19 protein-coding genes, 2 tRNA genes and 1 pseudogene are annotated in these 21,852 nt (G+C 32.3%); 6 read left to right on the top strand and 16 right to left on the bottom strand.

Annotated elements, in window-relative coordinates; all coding sequences use genetic code 11:
* Window positions 1–61 precede the first annotated feature (61 nt).
* The 12 genes from hflX to AABD74_RS05720 all read right to left on the bottom strand — a co-directional run bounded on the left by hflX (window position 62) and on the right by AABD74_RS05720 (window position 13,984).
* Window positions 62–1,291, bottom strand: coding sequence for a GTPase HflX (gene hflX, locus AABD74_RS05775; protein ID WP_232677726.1), 1,230 nt, complete (start codon window positions 1,289–1,291; stop codon window positions 62–64).
* A gap of 167 nt (window positions 1,292–1,458) precedes the next feature.
* Entirely contained in the window at window positions 1,459–2,316 is an 858-nt protein-coding gene (locus tag AABD74_RS05770; RefSeq protein WP_232677729.1) for a hypothetical protein, read from the bottom strand.
* Between the two features lie 128 nt (window positions 2,317–2,444).
* Window positions 2,445–3,794 (bottom strand): DUF5689 domain-containing protein, encoded by a 1,350-nt coding sequence (locus tag AABD74_RS05765; protein ID WP_406844941.1) that lies wholly within the window; start codon window positions 3,792–3,794, stop codon window positions 2,445–2,447.
* Between the two features lie 16 nt (window positions 3,795–3,810).
* Window positions 3,811–6,627, bottom strand: coding sequence for a TonB-dependent receptor (locus AABD74_RS05760; RefSeq protein ID WP_406844940.1), 2,817 nt, complete (start codon window positions 6,625–6,627; stop codon window positions 3,811–3,813).
* Between the two features lie 231 nt (window positions 6,628–6,858).
* Window positions 6,859–8,076, bottom strand: coding sequence for an MFS transporter (locus AABD74_RS05755; protein WP_232677738.1), 1,218 nt, complete (start codon window positions 8,074–8,076; stop codon window positions 6,859–6,861).
* Between the two features lie 155 nt (window positions 8,077–8,231).
* Window positions 8,232–9,272 carry a Gfo/Idh/MocA family oxidoreductase gene (locus tag AABD74_RS05750; RefSeq protein ID WP_406844939.1) on the bottom strand — a complete coding sequence of 347 codons (1,041 nt, stop codon included), beginning with the start codon at window positions 9,270–9,272 and terminating at the stop codon, window positions 8,232–8,234.
* Between the two features lie 164 nt (window positions 9,273–9,436).
* Window positions 9,437–10,507, bottom strand: coding sequence for an NADH:flavin oxidoreductase/NADH oxidase (locus AABD74_RS05745; protein WP_406844938.1), 1,071 nt, complete (start codon window positions 10,505–10,507; stop codon window positions 9,437–9,439).
* 131 nt (window positions 10,508–10,638) lie between these two features.
* Complete coding sequence (locus tag AABD74_RS05740; RefSeq protein ID WP_406844937.1) at window positions 10,639–11,640, bottom strand: HlyD family secretion protein; 1,002 nt, start codon at window positions 11,638–11,640, stop codon at window positions 10,639–10,641.
* A gap of 15 nt (window positions 11,641–11,655) precedes the next feature.
* Window positions 11,656–12,297, bottom strand: a complete 642-nt coding sequence (locus AABD74_RS05735; RefSeq protein ID WP_406844936.1) for an ATP-binding cassette domain-containing protein — start codon at window positions 12,295–12,297, stop codon at window positions 11,656–11,658.
* A complete protein-coding gene (locus AABD74_RS05730; RefSeq protein WP_406844935.1) occupies window positions 12,284–13,189 on the bottom strand; it encodes a hypothetical protein in 906 nt (301 codons plus the stop codon). The genes AABD74_RS05735 and AABD74_RS05730 overlap by 14 nt, the downstream gene beginning before the upstream one ends.
* Before the next feature lie 278 nt (window positions 13,190–13,467).
* Window positions 13,468–13,632: a hypothetical protein gene (locus tag AABD74_RS05725; RefSeq protein WP_406844934.1), complete on the bottom strand. Its 165-nt coding sequence runs from the start codon at window positions 13,630–13,632 to the stop codon at window positions 13,468–13,470.
* Between the two features lie 193 nt (window positions 13,633–13,825).
* A complete protein-coding gene (locus AABD74_RS05720; RefSeq protein WP_406844933.1) occupies window positions 13,826–13,984 on the bottom strand; it encodes a hypothetical protein in 159 nt (52 codons plus the stop codon).
* Between the two features lie 377 nt (window positions 13,985–14,361).
* Here AABD74_RS05720 and rseP point away from each other — a divergent pair, with 377 nt between their 5' ends.
* The 3 genes from rseP to AABD74_RS05705 all read left to right on the top strand — a co-directional run bounded on the left by rseP (window position 14,362) and on the right by AABD74_RS05705 (window position 15,973).
* The gene (gene rseP / locus AABD74_RS05715; RefSeq protein ID WP_406844932.1) at window positions 14,362–15,702 is read left to right on the top strand and encodes an RIP metalloprotease RseP; all 1,341 of its coding nucleotides are present in this window, start codon (window positions 14,362–14,364) and stop codon (window positions 15,700–15,702) included.
* 86 nt (window positions 15,703–15,788) lie between these two features.
* A tRNA-Asn gene (locus AABD74_RS05710) sits at window positions 15,789–15,862 on the top strand.
* Between the two features lie 37 nt (window positions 15,863–15,899).
* Window positions 15,900–15,973, top strand: a tRNA-Asn gene (locus tag AABD74_RS05705).
* A 550-nt stretch (window positions 15,974–16,523) separates the two neighbouring features.
* Here the strand turns inward: AABD74_RS05705 and AABD74_RS05700 are convergent.
* Window positions 16,524–17,198: a tetratricopeptide repeat protein gene (locus AABD74_RS05700; protein ID WP_406844931.1), complete on the bottom strand. Its 675-nt coding sequence runs from the start codon at window positions 17,196–17,198 to the stop codon at window positions 16,524–16,526.
* 288 nt (window positions 17,199–17,486) lie between these two features.
* Here AABD74_RS05700 and AABD74_RS05695 point away from each other — a divergent pair, with 288 nt between their 5' ends.
* The 3 genes from AABD74_RS05695 (at window position 17,487) to AABD74_RS05685 (ending at window position 18,795) form a co-directional block, all read left to right on the top strand.
* Entirely contained in the window at window positions 17,487–17,882 is a 396-nt protein-coding gene (locus AABD74_RS05695) for a helix-turn-helix domain-containing protein (protein WP_406844930.1), read from the top strand.
* A gap of 177 nt (window positions 17,883–18,059) precedes the next feature.
* Complete coding sequence (locus AABD74_RS05690; protein WP_406844929.1) at window positions 18,060–18,641, top strand: Panacea domain-containing protein; 582 nt, start codon at window positions 18,060–18,062, stop codon at window positions 18,639–18,641.
* 1 nt (window position 18,642) lies between these two features.
* Window positions 18,643–18,795, top strand: coding sequence for a hypothetical protein (locus AABD74_RS05685; RefSeq protein WP_406844928.1), 153 nt, complete (start codon window positions 18,643–18,645; stop codon window positions 18,793–18,795).
* Window positions 18,796–19,171: 376 nt separating this feature from the next.
* Here the strand turns inward: AABD74_RS05685 and AABD74_RS05680 are convergent.
* The 3 genes and pseudogenes from AABD74_RS05680 to AABD74_RS05670 all read right to left on the bottom strand — a co-directional run.
* A pseudogene (locus tag AABD74_RS05680) lies at window positions 19,172–19,357 on the bottom strand (C1 family peptidase); the annotation flags it as partial.
* Window positions 19,358–19,371: 14 nt separating this feature from the next.
* Complete coding sequence (gene dinD, locus AABD74_RS05675; RefSeq protein WP_406844927.1) at window positions 19,372–20,208, bottom strand: DNA damage-inducible protein D; 837 nt, start codon at window positions 20,206–20,208, stop codon at window positions 19,372–19,374.
* Between the two features lie 219 nt (window positions 20,209–20,427).
* On the bottom strand, window positions 20,428–21,624 hold the full coding sequence (locus AABD74_RS05670; RefSeq protein WP_406844926.1) for an aminopeptidase C: 1,197 nt from the start codon (window positions 21,622–21,624) through the stop codon (window positions 20,428–20,430).
* Between the last annotated feature and the right edge of the window lie 228 nt (window positions 21,625–21,852).

The following is a 21,852-nucleotide window of genomic DNA, read 5'->3' as shown; positions in this document are numbered from 1 at the left end:
ATATCTTAAAATCTAGCACAAAAAAACGGCTTTAGAAATAAATCAAAAACCGTTTTTATTTTTATTCTTCTTCCTTTTCAACCGCATCCTTATAGTCCGGATATAAAAATTTATTATACGGAAATCTTGTTATATGAATCTGGCGAACGGCTTCGTAAACCATTTCTCTAAATTCTTCAAAATTTTCTTTTCGTGTCGCCGAAATAAACAATGCATTATTCTGTCCTACATTACTCATCCAGGTTTGTTTCCATTCCTCAAGTGTCCAATGTTTTCTGGTTCTTTCGGTAATTAAATCATCCTCGTCGATTGTGAGATGTTTGTAAGCGTCGATTTTGTTAAAAACCATAATAGTTGGTTTATCGTTGCTCTTAATTTCCTGCAAAGTCTGATTAACAGATTCAATATGATCTTCAAAATCAGGATGCGAAATATCTACAACGTGCAAAAGTAAATCGGCTTCGCGAACCTCATCAAGTGTACTCTTAAAGGAATCTACCAATTGTGTTGGCAGTTTTCGAATAAATCCAACCGTATCTGAAAGTAAAAACGGCAGGTTTTTAATAACCACTTTTCGAACCGTTGTATCTAATGTTGCAAATAATTTATTCTCAACAAAAACATCACTTTTACCAATAGCGTTCATCAAAGTCGATTTTCCAACGTTTGTGTAACCAACAAGTGCCACACGAACCATCGCGCCGCGATTGCTGCGCTGAATACTCATTTGTTTATCGATCGTTTTGATTTTCTCTTTCAATAACGAAATTCTATCACGTACAATACGTCTGTCTGTTTCGATCTCTGTTTCACCGGGACCACGCATACCAATACCTCCTTTTTGACGCTCAAGGTGTGTCCATAAACCAGAAAGTCTTGGCAATAAATATTGACACTGTGCTAATTCTACCTGCGTTCTCGCGTAGGAAGTTTCTGCTCTCTGCGCAAAAATATCCAGAATCAAATTGGTTCTGTCAAGGATTTTACAATCTATAATTCTTGAAATATTTTTTTGCTGTGATGGTGATAGTTCATCATCAAAAATTAAAGTAGATATTCCGTTTTCTTTTACAAAAAGATTGATTTCATCTATTTTACCCGTTCCCACAAAAGTCTTCGGATTCGGGCGTTCCATTTTTTGAGAAAAGCGTTTAATTACTTCACCTCCTGCGGTAAAAGTTAAAAACTCTAATTCATCTAAATATTCATTAAGTTTTTCCTCACTTTGATTTTGAGTTACAATACCAACAATGGCTGTTTTCTCAAAATTTATAACTTCTTTCTCTAACATATCTTAAAATAAGCTGCAAATTTAATCATTTGTATACTACTACAGTTATAGAATTATGTTTTTAAATATTATTTAAAATAACAAACCATCTAAAAATCATGTTTTACAAAAGTATTTCTTTAATAAAACTCGATTTTTAAATGGCTTAAAAATGATTCGAAAACTGTTTATTCGTAGATAAAAGTTTTCTCCGTTTTTACAATTCCGTTCTCTTCAATTTGAGAGCAGGAAATTGGAAAGTTTAATTTGTTGTATTTATATTTTCTGCTTACTGCAACCAAAGCTGTAGACGAAGGACTAAAATTCATTTCGTTGTTATACGAAATCGACTCAAAGCTAAATTCGTCTTCATGATACGAAATCATCGGTACAATTACTTTATAATTATCTCCAAAAAGGCTCTGAACAATTAACTGATCTACAGATTTTTTATCATCGTAAGTATAGGTTTTAGAGATTTTATCTCCCACTAATCCTTTATGTTTAGACACATTATCGTTTACATAAACATATTCGATTTTCCCTATAATCGCCTTGTTTCTATCGCGTGAAGTACGTCTTACAATAATTCCGTTTTCAACGATATATTCAATATCTTCAACTAAATTTTGATGATTTGTACTTTTTTTAGTTGTTACTTTTACTCTTGCGCCTTCATAAACAAACGATACAACTTTAGTAATATAATCAGGTCCTTCCTGATATTTTTTTACAAATTTTGTAATGTTGTTATCAGCATCATAAGTATAATTGATAACTTCTTTCCAGTCGCTTCCAACTTTATCTTTTACAGTCATATCCAGCAAACCGCTTTTATTGTAAAAAAAGTGCTGAATAACATCTGAAGTTGTTATAGTTTGAAGTTTACCATCCTTAAAAACCATTGTTTTATTTACAATTTCGCCGTCTTTAGAATTTTGGTAATTTGTTTTTACAATATTGATCTGCTTTAATCTAACATTGTCCTGACTGTGCATCAAGAATGGAAACACCATCATCAAGATGGCAATAAAGTAGGTTTTCATTTTGTTTTTGTATTGATTTGGGATGACCAAAATACAAAATTCTGTCAAAAATTGATAATTTAAAATTTAAAAAAATAGAAACTCAATTTTAGAAAATTAAAAATCACCAGCTTACGCCAATATATTTCTTACTTTTCCCCAAAAATCTTCATATCATCAACCATAAATGCACCATTTAGTGTTTTATCTTTTCCTGAGCCTACATATTTAAAAGCAATATTTATATTTCCTGTATAGGCAGATAAATCTATTCCGCCAGAACTCATAAACTCTCTTGAAGGATTTGAAAGCGTAGGAACTTTTGCTTCTAATTTTGTCCATTCTGCCTTTGCAATACTCGATCCGTCAAAATTTGTTGAAATATAAACTTCTAAGGTATTTAATGGTGAATCGACTTTTAAATCGTGCTGTGCGCTTCTAAAAGAAAGAACTGCATTTTTATAACCCGTTAAATTTATTTTAGGAGAAACCAGCCAGGCAATATTTTCTGCAGCTGTTGTGCTTGTAGTATTAAATTCGGCATAACCATTTCCGGCATAAACCATGCTTCTCCATAATTTTGCCGCTTTTACTACAATATTACTCCAACCCGGAAGTGCAAAATTGACATTGTTTTTAACGGATTGAAAGTCTTCTGCAAAAAATGGAATACTTCTTTTCCCGTTCATAACCACATCTTCTTCTGAACGAACCATTAATTGATAGTCTGTACCAAACTTGGTTAAAATTCCTTTAACTTTCCCATTTCCTTCTGGTACAAAATGATCTGCAAATTTTGCATAGCTGCTTGTTCTAAAAATAATTTGGTTTCCGGTTTTATCTCGCAAATTCCAGTTTGTTGATCCTCCAATATTATTCGATTCTTCAAAATAATGACGCCCCAATGCAGCTTCTGTAAATTCAACATCATTAAGTTCTATTAATGTATTTAATTTAGTATCTAAAAGCGCCTGCTCTATGGAAAGCGACTCAACCAGCTGGTTTTCATCAATGATAGTGCATGAAGCGTTTAAAACATTTTTGTATTCATTTTGAGAAATTCTCCCTACCGTTGGATCTCCGGCGTTACTGACATATAAACTGCCAATTCTTAATCCGCCATAATATAGGTCTGTAAATTGATTTTTAAGTTTTACATATACTTTATTACCTATTCGATAATCAATGTAGGTGTTTGAAGCATCAACAGGAACACTAAAGCCAATTGCAGAAATTCTTTCAGAGGCTTTTGTCTGCAGTGAAATTGTTTTGAAAAAATTTCCTCCTTCGTCGCTCGAAACTACATAAGCTTCTATAATATCATCATACAAATATTGTTTAGCTGTATTACTTGAAAGTTCATAAACTTTTTCTACCGTTTTATTTACTTTAAAATCAGGCTGAGTACATTCTAATTTTGGATTTGCTATTTCTGTACTGCAGCTGCAGATAAATAATAATGATGAAGCTAAAAATGTATTTAAAATTATGTTTTTCATGATAAGTAATTTCAATTTATAAACCAATTGTGAGATTTAAAAAATAAGTTCTTCCGTAACCGTAGTAATATTTTGGGCCAAATGATGGTGTTCCGCTCGAAACATCCTGATTCAAAGCTCTAAAATTTGCATTTCGTGCCTGCTCAAAACCACCCGTTTTATATACTAAACCTAATGCGTTATTAACACTTGCAAAAAGTCCGATATACTTTTTATGAACACGCCAGGATTTTCCACCGTTGATATTCAATAAGGTTACAGGATCAAATTTTTCTTGCTGTAATAATTTATTTCCTCTTTCAGATGTTGCTTCAGGGAAAGGAAATCCATTTGCCGGATTTATATAAAATTGTGATGTTCTTGAAATGGGCGAAACATCAATGTAGTTATCTGTTAGATAATTAATATTAGCTCCAATCCACCAATATTTAGGGTCACGATATTCTAAACCTAATGAAAGTGCATTTTGAGGAGTTCCTGCTTGTTTATAATTTTTAAGATAGGCTTTACCAAAATCAAAAGTAGTCTGTGCTCCGTCTTTTGCTGCGTTTGCATCGTTTGTAATCAAAACATTTGGGTTACTGCTGTAAATATAATTTCCGTATGCAGCTGATAAAGTCGTTTTGAAAGTTGAAGAAATCTGATATTCAAAACTCAGTTCTGCTCCTGTGTTTTTCTTATCTAAGTTTCTTAAAGTCTGACTTACAAAAGCATCTGTTGCGTCGTAACCGGCTCCGTTATCAAAAATTCCTTCGGCATAGAAAAAGGAAGTTTTCGATGTGTTTTTTATTAGAGTATAAAAAGCCGTTAAACGTAATTTTAGTTTTGGTGAACGATAAACATAATTAGCTTCGGCACTTGTAATATTTTCGCTTTCAATTCCATCAACTATATTATTATTTAAGCGCGAATTTGAAAATGTATTTCGAAGCGATGGCGCTCTGGTTAAGTGCGCACCATTAAAAAACAACCATTGTTTTCCTGAAATTTTATAGGTAAAGCCTCCTTTAAAACCAAAGTTTTCAAAATTTATTTTCTCGCTTTTTCCTAAAGAAGTTGTAGGGTAAATTCCGTTTTGGTACAATCCTTCTCTTTGATAATTAGACACTGAATAGGATTGTGCTAAATAAAATTCAGTTTTATTATACGAGAATTTAAACTGTGTAAAAGCATTGATTGTATTGGCAAAAAAATTATAGTTGTAGCCATAAATGTCTCCTTTTATCACTTGTCTGTTTGGGTTTTGCAAGTCAGACTGTGAAAGGTCGCCTTTGTAAAACGGGTCAATATCTTCGAAATATTTCCCGCCCAGAAGATCTAATAAATATTGAAAATTATGTGATTTTAAATTCTGATATGTAACCCCTCCATCAAAAGAAATGTTTGGAGTTAACTGCGTATTTAAGTTTGAATTAACGGCGAAAGTTTTGTCATCTGTTCTATCTTCATATAAAACATAATGGCTTTTGGTAGGCTCATAACCATTTTGACCCGGTTTTTGATTGGCGAGATACATGGCATTCCAGTCAATTTGTGAATTTGCCAGAAACGTGAGTTTGCTTTTTTCAGCATTTTCATAATCCGGCGTAAATTCTCCCGAAAATTCACCTTTGTCTTTTGCATAAAGCGAACTAAAATAACTAGGCATTTTTCTATAATAAACCGGATCAGGACTATCGGCGTTTTGATAATCAATATTACTGTTTCCAACTTTACCAAATTGATACATAACACTCGAATTCAGGTTTGTTTTTTCATCTATTTTAAAATAATGATTCAGCATGAACAGCGGTTCTTCGACTGTTTTTATTCTTGCATTTCGCTTTTCGTCATTCTGAAATCCCCAATACGAATTGTATTTTTCACCCATTAAACTAGTTACTTCATTAGTATTTGGAGAATTTTTTCCGCGGGAATTTGGCGTGTAAAATCCTGTAAAATTGAGTGAATTTTTCTTGTTTAGTTTCTTCTCAACACTAATAAAAAAAGAGTCCGCATCGAAATTTGTTCCTTCAAAATAACCTTCGGCTGCCCATCTCTTTCCTGCAGATACTACATAAGCCCAGCCGTTAATATCCATTCCTGAAGCATAGGTTACTATTGCCCGCAAACTGTATGTTGTATTACTTCCAGAAAAGGTAAGCTGTGTGCCTTTTCGATATAAAGAAGCACGAGTAAAAATTTGCTGTGTTCCTAAAACACCGCCAAAAGTATAATTTGAAGCTGCAGTTCCAACCGAAAATTCCTGATTACGAAGCACATTATTTAGTCCGCCCCAGTTGTTCCATTGCGGCCTGCCGTCGTAAATTTTATTCATGGTCATTCCGTTAAGCATCATGGTTCCATTTTCACTGTCTAAACCACGAACTCGAAATCTGGCCTGTCCCCAATTAAATGCCGAAGCCTGCATAAAAGCATCTTTTGAAGATTGTAAAAGCCCTGAAGTCATTTCAGATGAACTATTGTCATCAGACAAATCATTTTCTAATAATGTGATCAATGCAGCGGGAACTTCATCAGAATAAATATCTTCTAATTGCAATACACCGAGATATATTATCTGACCAAAATTAGAATGAATTTTGAGTAGTAAATCTTTACAGTCCTGACTATGAATCAAAAGCAGTTGTTCTCCTTCTATAGGAGAACTTAATTCAAATTTACCTCTTTTAGAAGTAAGTTTTGTTATAGAAGAATTTTGAATACTTACTACAACATTCTCAAGAGGATTTTGCGTTTTAGCATCAACAACAATTCCTCTAAAAACTGTTTCCTGTGCAAAGGCAAAACTAAAAGACCATAAAATAAAAAAGAGCGCGTATTTTTTTATCATTAAAATTCCAATTTACTTTGAAAATTGTTTTTGGATATTAATCCTATTCAAAAGATAAATTGGTTTTTGGAAAGAGTATTGTTCGTAAGACAAACAACCCGATATTCAAATGTAGAAAAAAATAAAGTTAAAATATAGATAAATTCTTACAAAATATTAATTTATTATTCAGTACGTTTAAAAAACGCACCGCATGCCTGCTTAATCCGTTCAACCTGTGGGTAATAAAAATTAAGCGGCAGTTCTAATTTTAGAAACCATAAAAGCAATCAGAACACCAAAAACCCCAATAAAGGCAAAAGAAAACTCCAGCCCAAAGTTTTGAGCGATGTGACCAATTACCGGCGGTCCCATTAAAAAGCCTAAGAAACTTACGCTTGAAACTATTGTTAAGGCTTCTCCGGGCGGAACTGTTGGATTTTTTCCAGCCATACTATAAACAGTTGGAACAATAGTGGCAACTCCTAAACCAACTGCCATAAAAGCAATAGTACAAGGAATGATATAGGGAAGAAAAACAGCCGTAAAAAGGCCTGCAGAAATCATAACGCCGCTAATTTGCATGACACGTTCGCGGCCAAATTTATTGATTAATCCGTCGCCTAGGAATCTTCCGCCAGCCATCATAATCATAAAAGAAGTATATCCTAAAATTACTAATGGCCCTGGCGCCTTTACTACATCTTTAAAATAAACACCGCTCCAGTCAAACATTACACCTTCGCTCGCCATGCTGCAAAATCCAATTACGCCAAGCCAGATTAAGGCACTGTCTGGTTTTACAAAGATTTTTCTTTTCTCTGTATTATGTTTGATTTTTTCTTTGGCACGAATTAAAAATTTAAAATTAAATGCTACCATTAATAATACAACCCCTCCAACAATCAGGAAATGATGTAATGGCGTTAAATTTAAAGCCAGCATTCCTAAACCAACTAATGCGCCTGTGAATCCGGCAAAACTCCACATTCCGTGAAAAGAAGACATAATTGTTTTCTTGAAAAGTACTTCAGTATAAACGCCTTGTGTATTTACGGCAATGTTGGCTAAATTTCCAAATAAACCAAATAAAAATAGTCCAATAGATAACTGCAAACCAGTTGTAGCTAAACCTAAATTGGCCAAACACAAAACATACATTATTAGGGAGAAAATCAAAATACGATGACTCCCAAATTTGGTTACCATTTTTCCCGAAAAAGGCATAATAATTAATTGTCCCATTGGCAGGGAGAAAAGTATGGACCCTAAATCTCCTTCGGTTAAATGAAGGGCTGTTTTGATATCTGGAATTCGACTTGCCCAAGTTGCAAAACTTAATCCCATTCCGAAATAAAACATCCCAACGGCAAAACGAATTCTGTTTAGATACGAAGCTTTTGCTTCTCTAAAAACTTTCTTTATTTTTCCTTTAGTCTGAAAAAGTTGTAATGGATTAAAATTTATCAAAATCGATGCATTTTGGGATTATATTATAAAAGTACAAAAAACCTGCGTATTTACTTAGAGGGTACAAACTGTTGAATTATTTACAACGTTATTGTTTATAAATTGGTAGGTTTTGCCCGCTCCCGATAGCTTCGGGAGTGGGCAATCTCTTTCTTCTACAAATTAATTACAGTACGCTGCGCGTTACTTGCAATTGCAGCTTCGATAATCTGCATAACTTTTACGCCGTCTTGAGCTGTAACTGGTTCTGCAACATTATTTGTTATGGAATTGAAAACACCATCAAAAAACGAAAAATAATTTCCCTGAAGTGTCCACACCTTTTTGCGAATTACTTTTCCATCAATTTCAGTATGCAGAATTCCCTGCAAATCTTCAGATTCTGTTCCCCAAGATTCCAAATTAGGTTTTTTACCAATTTTTAATTCGTCTTCCTGAATATCTCCTCGTGGTTTTAAAAAAGAGCCTTTTTTTCCGTGAATGGTATATGCCGGATTTGCTTCTCTTACAAAAAAACCGGCTTTTAAACGTACTCTAAAATCGTCATAAATCAATAATAAATCGAACCAATCATCAACCAAAGAGTTTTCTCTTGTGATTCTAACATCTCCAAAAACCGATTTTGGAGAACCAAATAAACAAATGGCCTGATCTATAATATGCGGGCCTAAATCTTTTAAAACTCCAGCTCCGTCATTGGCAGTTTCTTTATGGGCTTTCGAGCTTAATAACGGATTGTATCTGTCAAAATGAAATTCGGCTTCAACTAAATCTCCCAGAACGCCGTCATTGATTATTTTTTGAATGGTTTTAAAATCGCTGTCCCATCTTCTGTTTTGAAAAACAGCTAATTTTAATCCTTTTTCGTGAGCGATTTTAGCTAATTCTTCGGCTTCGGCTACCGTTGTTGTGAAAGCTTTTTCGACCACGGCATGTTTTCCTGCCAGAAGTACTTTTTTAGCATATTCATAATGTGTTCCTACCGGAGTGTTTACAATTACTAAGTCAACATCATCGGTTAATAAATCGTCTATTGAAGGATAACTTTTAACTTCGGGATAATCTTCCTGAATTAGTTTTTTGCTTCTTTCCCAGGATCCTAATAATTCAAAACCCGGATGAATATCTAAAAAAGGTGCGTGAAAAACCTTTCCCGACATTCCGTATGATAATAGTGCTGTTTTTATTTTTTTCATTTTGTATGTTTTTTTTTGCCACAGATTAATGTGATTAAAAAGGATTTTTTTTTGCCATGAATTTACACAAATCAGTGCGTTTAAAAGTTTAAAATAATTCGTGAAATTCGTGGCAAAAAAACTAAAAAAATCACTTTAATCTGTGCAATCTGTGGCTAATAAATTTAAATCTTAGCTCGTTCGTATTGTTTTGTCCATTGAATATCGCTGTCTAATTCTTTGGCGAAATCTAACGGTAAATTTGGATTTCTCAACGATTCTCTGGCAAATAAAATTAAATCGGCCTGATTGTTTTTCAAAATTTCTTCGGCTTGTTTCGCTTCGGTAATTAAACCGACTGCGCCTGTCAAAATATGGGCTTCTTTTTTTACTTTTTCTGCGAAAGAAACCTGATAACCCGGACCAATCGCGATTTTTTGATGCGACACTAATCCGCCAGACGAAACATCGATTAAATCTACTCCTTTTTCTTTTAATATTTTTGAAAGCTGTACCGATTCTTCAGGATTCCATCCGTTTTCTGCCCAGTCTGTAGCTGAAATTCTAACGATTAAAGGTAAATCTGAAGGCCATTCTGTTTGAACTGCTTCTACAATTTCGAGTGTAAAACGGATTCTGTTTTCAAAACTTCCTCCATATTCATCGGTTCTTACATTCGTTAAAGGCGATAAAAACTGATGCAGTAAATAACCGTGTGCAACATGAATTTCCACAACTTTATATCCGGCTTTGACAACTCTTTTTGTTGCTGTTTTAAAATCGGAAATTACTTTTTGGATTCCGTTTTTGTCTAAAGCTTCGGGAAGAAAAGGTTCTCCATCGTGATACGGAATTGCACTTGCGGAAACTGTCTGCCATCCGCCTTGAGCTAAATCTAATTTTTTATTTCCTTCCCACGGAGAAGAAACACTTGCTTTTCTTCCGGCATGCGCCAATTGAATTCCGGGAACAGAGTCTTGAGAAACAATAAATTCGTTGATTTGTTTTAGTTTTTCGATATGTTCATCTTTCCAGATTCCTAAATCAGCAGGAGAAATTCTTGCTTCGGGAGAAACTGCAGTGGCTTCCTGAATAATTAATCCGGCACCTCCGCTTGCACGGCTTCCCAGATGAACCAAATGCCAATCGTTTGCAAAACCGTCAATTGCCGAATATTGGCACATTGGCGAAATAACGATTCTATTTTTTAAGGTGATGTTTTTTAAAGTTATGGGAGAAAATAATTGTGAAGCCATGTTTGTAACTTTTAATGGTTTTGGACTACCAATAGATATTGACAGCCGTTTAAAAAGTAAAGTTACTGTATCTTGTTAAAACGAGAAATTGAAATGTTTATTAATTAACAAACATTTAAAGTAAATTCTGTTTATTGTAAGGTCTGCGAATCTAAAGCACAGCGAATTTTAAAAAAAGCCTGATCGCCTTGCATTGTAATATTGTGATCAATATCAATTACTTTTCCTTCTAACAAACCCCATTGATTATAATTGAATGCATCTAGCTGAAATTTTACTTTTTGGTTTTTCTTTATCAAACCAATGTCACTTGGTAAAACATTACATTCTACAACAAGATGATCTGCCGAAGAAATGGTTGCGATAGATTGAGAAACATTTATAAAAGACCCCTTTTGAATTCCTGAAAAGTTTTCTATCGTTCCGGAAATCGGAGCCAGAACAAAATAATTATTCCCTTCAATATTAATTTTAGAAACCGTTCCGTTGATATTTTTTAGTCGCTCTTCCAAATCTCTTTTCTGGTTTTCCCATGTAGATTTTTGTTGACTAATGAAACTTTGAAGTGCCTGTTTTGTTAAGCGTAACTCATAATCATGCTTTTCAAAATCTGCCTTTGCAATAATATCTTTATCATACAAGATTTTATTACGATCATGATTTATTTGCGCTTGTGCTATTTTACTTTGCAATTCATTTTTTGCAGATTGGAATTTGAATAAATCTTCACGTGCTGTAGAAGTCAGCAAATATGTGTTTTTATTTTGCAGAAGATTTGAAATATCTTTTAATAATACTAAAAGAGAAAGAGATAAGGTATCCTGAGTTCTTTTATCACTTTCAAGATTTTCTTTAGAAATCTTTAAAAGCGTATCTCCTTTTTTCACAAAAGCATTATTCTTTAAAGCTATCCAATTAACTTTTCCGCTAACAATTGTTGTAACAGGAACATTATCTGTTTTACTGCGAATTATTCCACGGCTCTGACTACTAATGTCTATTTTGATAATAGGTAATAATACTAAAAGAATCAGAATGGCAATGATTATTATCAAATAGATTGAAAAACTTTTTGTCTTGTTTTTTGCAATAAGATTTTCGAGTGTATTTATCGGATCTGAACTAAAATTCATTGATTTTTATTTTAATTACTGCCCGCTATTTAAAAAAAGTTTTTCCTCGATTTCTCCATATTGAAATTTTTCAAATTCGGTTATTTTAGCATTTTGTACCAAAAAAATACGATCACAATCTTTGTATAAGGTTTCCAAAATATGAGAAGATATAAAGATGATACTGCTTTTTGATAATTGCCTGATATAATTCATCAATACATAATTAGATTCCAGATCCAAGCCATTGAACGGTTCATCAAAAATATAAATAGCATATGTTTTCTGAAAAACAGCATTCATGTATGCTTTCTTCTTCATCCCTGTAGAAAACTCCTTTATAAATTTATCTTGAGGAACATCAAACATTTGAAAAACGCTATTTTTAATATGTAATAATTCCTGATAAAAAACGGCAAATTCTTGGGCTGTTAATTCATCGTAAATCACTGGTTCAGTAGGACACCATGCAATTTTGCCATGAAGAGAAGATTCTGTCTTGTGAAGAATAGAACCTTTAAAAGAAGTTAATCCCATTATGCAACGAAATAACGTTGTCTTACCTGCGCCGTTTTTTCCTATAACACCATAAATTCCATTTTGAGGTATAGAAATCGAAATATCATCCAAAACTGTTTTGTCTTTATACGATTTGTTTATTATGTTAATTTGAAACATGCTGAATGACTTTAATAGTTTTAACCGATTTTAAATACAGAAATGGAATAGCAATAAGAGATACACCTAATGGAAGCATACTTACAAAAATGGCAAGCATAAGTTGATGTAATAATTGATTCTTGAAAAATGAATATTTAAATATGATATTAAGTAATGGAATCAAAAAAATTACAGGAGAAAAACATAACAGTTCCCACTTCTTAAATAAGCATAAAGTAATAATTAATGGTATTGCTATTAGTAGTGAATTTTTAATTGATGTTTTAAATTGTTCGTTTAAATAATCCTTTCCATAATAATAACTCATCTTTATATTCTCAAAAGCTTCCCTTTGAAAAGAAGGTATAATCCCAAAAATTGAAGCTGCAAAAAGAGATGATATAATGAGGTTTTCATTATTATATAAATCTCCAACAACAACCAAAAAAATAGTTATTGGAAGAAAGAAAATTAAGTTATTCCTCCTCCAGCAAATGTGCCAATATGGATCAAACAATCTAAATGGATATTTAATTACTCTACCGTAAAACTGCGGAACAATATAGATATAAGCCGTTATTAAGACAAGATATATTAAGGCAAGTAAATATTCTCTATTTATAATAAACAATACCAAATAAAGTAAGCCATAAACAAAGTATTCTCCAAATAATATTAGTCTCCATTGTCTATTTAGCTTTAACAATTCAATATCTTTTCTTGTAATATGATAGAAAAAAATATCTAAAGAAAATAGAAGAGCGTAATTTCGTAAAACTTGGAATTTTTCATTTAAACAAAAAAGATACAATAAACAACCACAAAGAAAAATTAGCACAGCCCACTTATCTTTAGGAGGAAGAAATTTTCTTAAACGAATTAACAACAGCGTTTGAATTACTTTTATCATATTTTATTTTAATGATTAGGAGCGAATGGCTAAATAGCCGTTCGCTCCTGAAAACTGTGCAATCAAATACTACCATCCTCCAAACTCTTTTTTCCAAGCTTTTAAAATACCTGAAAAATCCCATATCTTTTTTTTATGTTTTGTTGCCAAAAACATCAAAACAAAAACATCAAATAATAAAAACAATAATATTATTATATATAAGCTCATAATTATAGACATATAAAAATAGCTGCAAATTTATTTTACTGAATTTGCAACTATTAAACCAATTAGTATTATGAATATATTGGTGAATCTCCAAAATCATACATTCTCATAATGTTAACTCTCCCAGCTCCAACCCACCAAGGCCCAAAAAATCCGCCATCAACTTCTTGTATTTCCTGAGCATTAAGCTCAACTAAATTCAATTCTTCAAAATTCACTACTGCTAATTCCATAACTTTTAAATTTTAAAAATGTTAATTAATAAATTCAACAAAATCATTTTCTCGAGAACTATTTTGTTAAAGCAAACTTATCAGAGTTCCGTCTAATAAAATTGGACGGAAGTTTGAACCTCCAAAAATTTCTTTTGATTCGTCATCTTTTATAGTTTTAAGCGAAAAGTTTAATATCAATTCAAAAGAGGTTTCATAATAAAAAACTTTCTCTTTTTTTGCAATATTTTAATGGCGCGTCTAATTCTTTAATTATATCCAATTCATTATAAAGCTGGCTTCTGCTCAAACTTAGCTTTTTTGCAAAAACACTTGGAGTACCTGTTTTTTCAGCAATAATTAATTTATGCATCCTTTTAATTCTTTCGATTTGCTTAATAAAAAACATAGTTTTACAGTATAAAAATTAATAAATCATTTATTACTTTAAGAATCTTCAACAAGTTATGTTAACTCTTTACAAATTGAGTTCTTTTTCAATAATGATGAAATTAAAACAGAAGCTTCTAAGGCATCGCTTCTAAAAGTTTTTAAAATATTAAAATAGGGTATTTGTAACATTCCTCACGAACGAGTTACTAATATTATACAGACATAAGATAAGTTTTGCTTAATTTAAAAGTAAGCACATTAATTAACAAACATTTAAAACCTTATGTATTATATTGCGCTTTCAAATTAAAATAGAAACGCTACTTTTGTGCGTTAAATACGAACTAAAAATACAAAATGGATATAGTTATCAAACTCTCTCAATTTCTATTGAGTTTATCTTTACTTATTATTCTTCACGAATTAGGGCATTTTATTCCTGCCAAATTATTTAAAACGAGAGTTGAAAAATTTTACTTATTTTTTGATGTTAAATATTCGCTGTTAAAAAAGAAAATTGGCGAAACAGAATACGGAATTGGATGGTTACCGCTTGGGGGTTATGTAAAAATCTCCGGAATGATCGACGAAAGTATGGACAAGGAGCAAATGGCACTTCCGCCGCAGCCTTGGGAATTTCGTTCTAAACCGGCTTGGCAGCGTTTAATTATTATGCTTGGCGGTGTTACGGTAAACTTTATTCTGGCGTTTATTATATATATTGGAATGGCTTTTGCTTACGGCGATACGTATGTGGCAAATGCTGATTTGAAAGACGGAGTTTTTATCGAAAATCCTGCAATGCTTAAAGCTGGTTTTAGAACTGGAGATAAAATCATTTCGATTGATGGTAAAACGGTTGAAAATTTTGACAGCGACATGAATATGAATGTTATCATGTCGAAACATATTTTGATTGAAAGAGACGGAAAACAGCAGACTATTAATATCCCAAATGATTTTGTTGATCAATTATCTAAATATGAAAAAGGTTTATTGATTGGTATCAGAATGCCTTTCGTTGTGGGTAAAATTTCTGAAGAATCTGAAAATACTTCTTTAAAACCAAAAGATATCATTGTAAGTCTGAATAATCAAAAAATAAAATATTTTGATCAGGCGAAAGCTGTTTTAGAAGCTAACAAAGGAAAAACAATTCCTGCTGTTGTATTACGTGATTTAAAAGAAACTCCAGTTACTGTTAAGGTTTCTAAACTAGGAAAATTAGGAATTGGTGTTGGCGGTTTAGGAATCGAATCTTTAGAAAAATTAGGGTACTATAAAATAAGTACTAAAGAATATAGTTTCTTTGAATCTATTCCGGTTGGAATTCAAAAAGGAAAAGATCAATTAGTAGGTTATGGAAAACAGCTGAAAATGATTTTTAATCCTGAAACAAAAGCTTACAAACAAGTGGGTGGTTTTGCCGCGATTTACAATATTTTTCCAAGCTTTTGGAGCTGGGAAACATTCTGGTCTATCACGGCTTTATTGTCAATTATGCTTGGAGTTATGAATTTATTACCAATTCCGGCACTTGATGGAGGCCACGTGATGTTTTTATTGTATGAAATTATCAGCGGTAAAAAACCGAGTGATAAATTCCTTGAAAACGCCCAAATGGTTGGCTTTGTACTACTTATAGCACTGCTTTTGTTCGCAAATGGGAATGACATTTATAAGGCAATTATTAAGTAAAAAAATATTTTTTTAAAAAGAGTTAAAATATTTTTGAGAAACTAAAAAATCAATTATATTTGCACTCGCTAAAAAGAGCAACAACTTCCTCCTTAGCTCAGTTGGTTAGAGCATCTGACTGTTAATCAGAGGGTCCTTGGTTCGAGCCCAAGAGGGGGAGCAACTTTTTTAGCAAACATATTTACCTTTAAGGTGATTCCTCCTTAGCTCAGTTGGTTAGAGCATCTGACTGTTAATCAGAGGGTCCTTGGTTCGAGCCCAAGAGGGGGAGCTTAAAAAAGACGATCAAATGATCGTCTTTTTTTGTTTATACCTTTTTCTACTCAAAGTTTGTCATTTCGACTGAAAGGAGAAATCGCACTGGAAATTCTGCACAGTATATCAATCTTTGTCGATTAACTAGTACGATTTCTCCTTTCAGTCGAAATGACAAAACTGAGTGTTTTTCTAATTGATTATAAAATTTCCAAATTACTCTTTTTAATTGCACCCAGAATCAATTTGTGCTCAATTTATTCTCTTTTAAATATAGCCCATGATTGAAATCATGGGAAACATGATACAAATCGTGATAAATTTATTGTCTAAACATTGCGTTCCTGCGGTTTCAACCGCAGGCTATGTTTATTATATGGCGTAAAACCTTTATTACGATTTAATTCCTTGCTGTTTTTTAAAATTTCATCATTCCTCACCTATTTCTACTCTATCTCAAACGCAGCCCGTGGTTTCAATCACTGGAAACGCAATACAAATTATAAAAAATGTATTACCCAAAAATTGCATCTCAGCGGTTGAAATCGTGGGCTATGTTTAATTATTTATTGATTCAGGTTTTTACTATCAAACAATTTCATCATTTCTTCAGCCTTTTCAGTTTCGTTTATTGCTTTTAAACATTGAGCGTATCTAAAATAATAAATCGTGTCTAGATTTTCATCCAGAGTAAATAAATCCGTATAATATTTAACCGCATCTTCAAAATCGCTTTCAAAATAATACTTATCTGCAACTTTTCTAAGCAAGTCTATCGATTTGAAGCCTTTGTCTACAACATTGGTGTAAGTCTCTAAAATATCTATTTTTACAAACTTCTCGGTATATGCCGGAGCAGTAACCTCAACTTCGACTGATTTAATAGTCTCAACAGCTGCATCAGCCATATCTTTAGACGGTAAAATTGTATTTGCAGTTCTTACTTTTGGTCTTTTATATATTGGTGTTACGGTTCTGGTATTATTTGGACCAAGATCATTTGTATAAACCATATCCAGCTTTGAAACTTCGTACTTGGTGGTTCTTTTTCCAAAGGGCATATTAATAACTTCTACAACCAAATACGACTCTATATCACGATCTTCGGTTGGTTTGCTGTCAAATTTAAAAGGCGCTCTTCGAGTGTCTGCGTTTGCTATCATATAATTGGTCTGCTGAGCAAAACAACTTAATGAAAACAAACCGGCAAAAGCCGCAAAATGTAGTAAATATGTTTTCATAAGTAATTAAATTAAAATTGATACTCCATAAAACACTATATAAAGCTACTGATTTTGTGACGTTTATGCACTACTTCAACCATGAAATGCTTATATAAACGATAAAGTGTGCAATTTGCTTTTTTGCTCAACGCTAATCGTTTTTATAATTTTAGTTTTTAACTATTGGCTGTGCGAAAAGTTGTATTTTTGTTTTGTCCCGAAATCGAAGCAAATTGTATCACACAAAAACAACTTGTATTTTACAGCAGAAATACTTTTTTCAGGAATTTTAAATATCTTTGAATTATGAGCACACTAACAAAACCAAATCATATAGGGCGAAAAATAAGCCGTATTCGTGAACTTCGCGATATGAAACAGGAGGCATTGGCGCAAGCTTTGGGTACAAACCAACAAGCTATTTCTGCTATTGAAAACAGTGAAACCATCGATGAGGAAAAACTTAAAGCAATTGCCGAAGTTTTAGGTGTTTCTGTTGAAGGAATTAAGAATTTTTCTGAAGAAGCGGTTTTAAATAATATTCAAAATAATTACGAAGGATCTGTTATTAATAGTGGACCTGTTGTAAATCATAATTGTTCATTTAATCCTCTTGATAAAGTTGTCGAACTTTATGAGCGTTTGGTTCAGGCTGAAAAAGATAAGGTTGAGTATTTGGAGAAGTTGTTGAAAGGGAAATAGGACTTTTCTTGTGTCTTTATAATAAGTCTTGTTTCACAAAAGCATGTTTATCCCTAACAAATACAAAGGTTTAACTTACAAAAAAATAGAAATATTGACTTTATAAAATAAAAGCCTTAAATTTACCATTACAAATCTAAAATTTAACATGCAAAAAAACAGCATGTTGTAACATATATGTATTTTAAAAACGACATAGAAAAAATTGGAAACACAATCATTTATCTGGCAGATAAAATTGATGATTTATCTAAAACTAAGCTTTTAAAAATTCTCTATTTATTAGATGAATTTTCCATCAAAGAGTTTGGATTACCTTTTCTAAATCTAAAATATGAAGTTTGGCAACTAGGTCCTGTATCTCAGGAAATATTTGTTGACCTTTCAGACGATCCAATAATTCTTAAAGATTATATCGAAATAAATACTATAGAGAATAAAAGATATATCAAACCCAAAAAAGTATTTAACGATGACGAATTTTCAGATAATGAATTAGATCTTTTAGAAAAACTAACTCAAGCGGTAAAGAACGAATCTGCTTATGTTTTAGTTAATTTTACACATAAAAAGGATTCGTTATGGTACAGCACAGCATCTCGTCATAATTTGATAGAAAAATTTCAGATGGGTGTAAAGAATAGCTCTAATGTTGAATTGAATTTTGAGGAGATTCTTCAAAACGAACCAGTAAAGCTATCTATTTATAATCATCATAAAAAACTTGAATCAAGTTTGAACGGATTTAGAATTTGTTAATATGAAAGATGGAACTATATTACATATTCCAAATTACGTTTTTGAAAATGGTGATTCTAAAAATAAATTCTTTTTAATTTTAAAAGAAATAAATGGTTTGCAATTAATAGTTTCGTTACCTCAAGTATTGAATATTTTCCATCTGACACAATAATAAATCATGGTTGTATAGATTTAATTCAGGCTCAACAAACTACTTATTGTTTCAAAGCAGGACATGTTTTAGATTCAAATAATAACTTTTCGTTTTCTAAAAGTACTTATTTACATGGGTGCTGGTTAAAAGAAATTGACAAAACACTTTTCTTTCAAACTTATCCAATTCCAGATTTCCATTACGAAATTAAAGGCGTTTTAGATCAAAAAGAACTTGAAGCTGTAATAGAATGTTTTAAAAACTCTCCTTCTGTTAAAAGAAGATTAAAAAAATTACTTTAAACTTCAGTGAGCATATTTTAAAAATTAAATCCAAAACAAAAAAAGCGCTGTAATCTTTGGATTACAGCGCTTTTCTATTTTCATTAAAACTCTTAAACCCCTAACTTCTTAGCAATTTCAGCAGGAATTCCACCTTTGTTTACCATTAAGGCAGTCGTTTTATATTTTACGAAATTTTTGGTTACGAATAAGAAACCTTTGTAATCGTTTGTTTCTCCCCAAGAATTTTTTACGATATAATATTCTTTTCCGGTTTGATCTTTTGCAATGTTGAATATCAATTTGAAAATATTTATTTTTTCTTTTTAGTTTCTTTTAATATTTTTTTATCATCACTATCCAATTTACGTTTTATCTTTTTAACATCCTCAGCAGGGGAAAGATTTTCAGGTACAATTCCTCTTTGCGTTAGCATATTTCTTACGGCTTTGTTATTATCAATATGCTCATTTTCAATTTTGTTTTGACCTTTTAAATCTTTACTATGCACATTTAAACCTGTCATTTCTGCAGCTAGATCTTTAGCTTTAATACTTATTGTAGGAAGAAAATCAGCAACTGGTCTATTATCCGGAATTCCCATTTTTTTCTTCAGCTGCAAGGTCGATAAACGAAACAATGCCTGATCTCCTTTTGAGCGTATTAAACCAAAACCCTTATTATCTACACCACGCTCGAACAATATTCCTGAAAGTTGTTTTTCAGTTTGAGTAAGTTTTTCTCTTGCTTTTATTCTTTCAAATTCCAGCAAACGTTGTTCAATTACTTCGGCTCTTCTGGTTTGAACTGCAAAATAATTTTGAGCAAAAGCAATTTCCTCTTTACGGCTGTCTCCATTTTGAGCAATTAAATAGCATGCATATCGCGTAAGTGCTATATCATCTATAATATGTTGAGCTCCTTTTCCTGCTTGTATCACCTTCCTGACTTCAGGAAAGTGATCTTCCACATTTTCCCCTGCATTCGCACAAGCATCTTTTGCTTTTTTAATTACTTTCTCAAAATTTTCCCATTTACTATATCCTAATAATTTTTGCAATTCTCTCGCGCTCCAGCATTCAATTCCTTCTATACTTGAGGCAACTTCTTCAAATTGAGTAAAAAGGTCTATAATTTCTTGACTTTTCATTTTTGTTGTTTTATTGTATAATCTATTTTAATTTTTCAAAATCTCACAATTTACAAGAAAGAAAAATCTTATTTTATTTTATCCCAAATATACATCTTATATAAACAATTAATCTGATAAAACATTAAAAAATACAAATCAAAAATTGTTCTAAACAAAAAAACGCCGCAATCCAAAGATTACAGCGCTTTTCTATTTTCATTAAAACTCTTAAATCTCTTAAACCCCTAACTTCTTAGCAATTTCAGCAGGAATTCCACCTTTGTTTACCATTAAGGCAGTCGTTTTATATTTTACGAAATTTTTGGTTACGAATAAGAAACCTTTGTAATCGTTTGTTTCTCCCCAAGAATTTTTTACGATATAATATTCTTTTCCGGTTTGATCTTTTGCAAGACCAATAATGTGCATTCCGTGGTCGTCTGTTGTACCGTAATTGTCAAACGCAGCCTGACGCATTTCTGGAGTAATCTCTGGTTCTGCTTTTGGTCCGTTAAACATATCTGCTTTTTCTTCAGCCGTCATGTCGTCAAATTTCTTTGTTGGAACATATGCCACACCGTTTTTCCAGCTAAAGCTTTTCTCGCTTACGTCTGTCGCCCAAGCAACAGTATATCCTTTTTTCAATGCATTATCGATAACATCTGTCATGTCGTTTACTTTTACGTTGTAAACCTGATCTAATGACCAGTTGTCTGGCACGGCAAGAACTGTTTTTTGATAATATGGAGCAGTTGTAAACGAAGACATTTCTACATATTCGTCAGGATTAATTCCTACTACTTCTTTAGCAAAAGACTGCGGCGTATAGCTTTTTCCTTTGTAATTGAAGTTATCCGGCACTTTTCCTAAATAAGAATCGATAACAGCAGCATACGCTTTTTGCCAATTTGGTGTTAACTCTCCGTTTGGATTTTTAACCACCGCAGCCAAAACACCTTCGATAAGTGCAGACATTTCGGCAAATTTATTTTTATCCGTACCGTAGTTCAAACCTGTGTAAACTTCTCTTGGTACAGTTCCGTATTTTTTGTACATATTAATTACGTCGTGCAGCGAACCTCCGTCACCTAAAGTGATCGCGCCATGCATACGAACATAATTTACTCCTTTGTCAACATACACATTTCTTGCAGAAAAAACCTGAGAAAGCTCAACAGGCTGTTTTCCTAAACGAATCATTTCTGACTCTAAAAACGAGTTTGATGCATAACTCCAGCAAGTTCCAGATGAACCTTGGTTTTTAATCGACGTTGTTCCTAAGTTAACTACCTCAGTGAATTTAAAAGCTTCTTTACTTTTATCACTTGCATTTAGCTTTAAGGAATTTACCAAAATGTCCTGCGCAAAACAGCCGCTAACTCCAACCAAAAAAGCAGATGCCGCGAAAACTGATTTCATCGTATTTTTATACATAATCAAAGATTTAAATAGTTGCTTTATTAGTAGCTCGTATTATATTTTTGTTACAAAACAATTAAATATTCACTAAATAAACTATTATTTAACAGTTAATGTTTATACAATGTTTTTATTAAACAATTAAATCTTACAAATTATACAAAAACATAATTAATTCAAGTTGCTAGTTAATAAAGTGTAGTCCCTCCGGGCAATGTCATTAAGTTAAGAGGAAATCTATAA

Origin of the sequence: Flavobacterium soyae (assembly GCF_045348165.1) — a bacterium.
In the GTDB taxonomy this organism is placed as follows: domain Bacteria; phylum Bacteroidota; class Bacteroidia; order Flavobacteriales; family Flavobacteriaceae; genus Flavobacterium; species Flavobacterium soyae.
Note: the sequence above shows the minus strand (reverse complement) of the source record. Positions and strands in the feature narration are given on the sequence as shown.

Excerpts from the sequence above, each read along its gene's own strand:
- hflX (WP_232677726.1), bottom strand. The coding sequence starts at position 1,291 with ATGTTAGAGAAAGAAGTTATAAATTTTGAGAAAACAGCCATTGTTGGT.
- AABD74_RS05770 (WP_232677729.1), bottom strand. The coding sequence starts at position 2,316 with ATGAAAACCTACTTTATTGCCATCTTGATGATGGTGTTTCCATTCTTG.
- AABD74_RS05765 (WP_406844941.1), bottom strand. The coding sequence starts at position 3,794 with ATGAAAAACATAATTTTAAATACATTTTTAGCTTCATCATTATTATTT.
- AABD74_RS05760 (WP_406844940.1), bottom strand. The coding sequence starts at position 6,627 with ATGATAAAAAAATACGCGCTCTTTTTTATTTTATGGTCTTTTAGTTTT.
- AABD74_RS05750 (WP_406844939.1), bottom strand. The coding sequence starts at position 9,272 with ATGAAAAAAATAAAAACAGCACTATTATCATACGGAATGTCGGGAAAG.
- AABD74_RS05745 (WP_406844938.1), bottom strand. The coding sequence starts at position 10,507 with ATGGCTTCACAATTATTTTCTCCCATAACTTTAAAAAACATCACCTTA.
- AABD74_RS05740 (WP_406844937.1), bottom strand. The coding sequence starts at position 11,640 with ATGAATTTTAGTTCAGATCCGATAAATACACTCGAAAATCTTATTGCA.
- AABD74_RS05735 (WP_406844936.1), bottom strand. The coding sequence starts at position 12,297 with ATGTTTCAAATTAACATAATAAACAAATCGTATAAAGACAAAACAGTT.
- AABD74_RS05730 (WP_406844935.1), bottom strand. The coding sequence starts at position 13,189 with ATGATAAAAGTAATTCAAACGCTGTTGTTAATTCGTTTAAGAAAATTT.
- AABD74_RS05725 (WP_406844934.1), bottom strand. The coding sequence starts at position 13,632 with ATGGAATTAGCAGTAGTGAATTTTGAAGAATTGAATTTAGTTGAGCTT.
- AABD74_RS05720 (WP_406844933.1), bottom strand. The coding sequence starts at position 13,984 with ATGCATAAATTAATTATTGCTGAAAAAACAGGTACTCCAAGTGTTTTT.
- rseP (WP_406844932.1), top strand. The coding sequence starts at position 14,362 with ATGGATATAGTTATCAAACTCTCTCAATTTCTATTGAGTTTATCTTTA.
- AABD74_RS05700 (WP_406844931.1), bottom strand. The coding sequence starts at position 17,198 with ATGAAAACATATTTACTACATTTTGCGGCTTTTGCCGGTTTGTTTTCA.
- AABD74_RS05695 (WP_406844930.1), top strand. The coding sequence starts at position 17,487 with ATGAGCACACTAACAAAACCAAATCATATAGGGCGAAAAATAAGCCGT.
- AABD74_RS05690 (WP_406844929.1), top strand. The coding sequence starts at position 18,060 with ATGTATTTTAAAAACGACATAGAAAAAATTGGAAACACAATCATTTAT.
- AABD74_RS05685 (WP_406844928.1), top strand. The coding sequence starts at position 18,643 with ATGAAAGATGGAACTATATTACATATTCCAAATTACGTTTTTGAAAAT.
- dinD (WP_406844927.1), bottom strand. The coding sequence starts at position 20,208 with ATGAAAAGTCAAGAAATTATAGACCTTTTTACTCAATTTGAAGAAGTT.
- AABD74_RS05670 (WP_406844926.1), bottom strand. The coding sequence starts at position 21,624 with ATGTATAAAAATACGATGAAATCAGTTTTCGCGGCATCTGCTTTTTTG.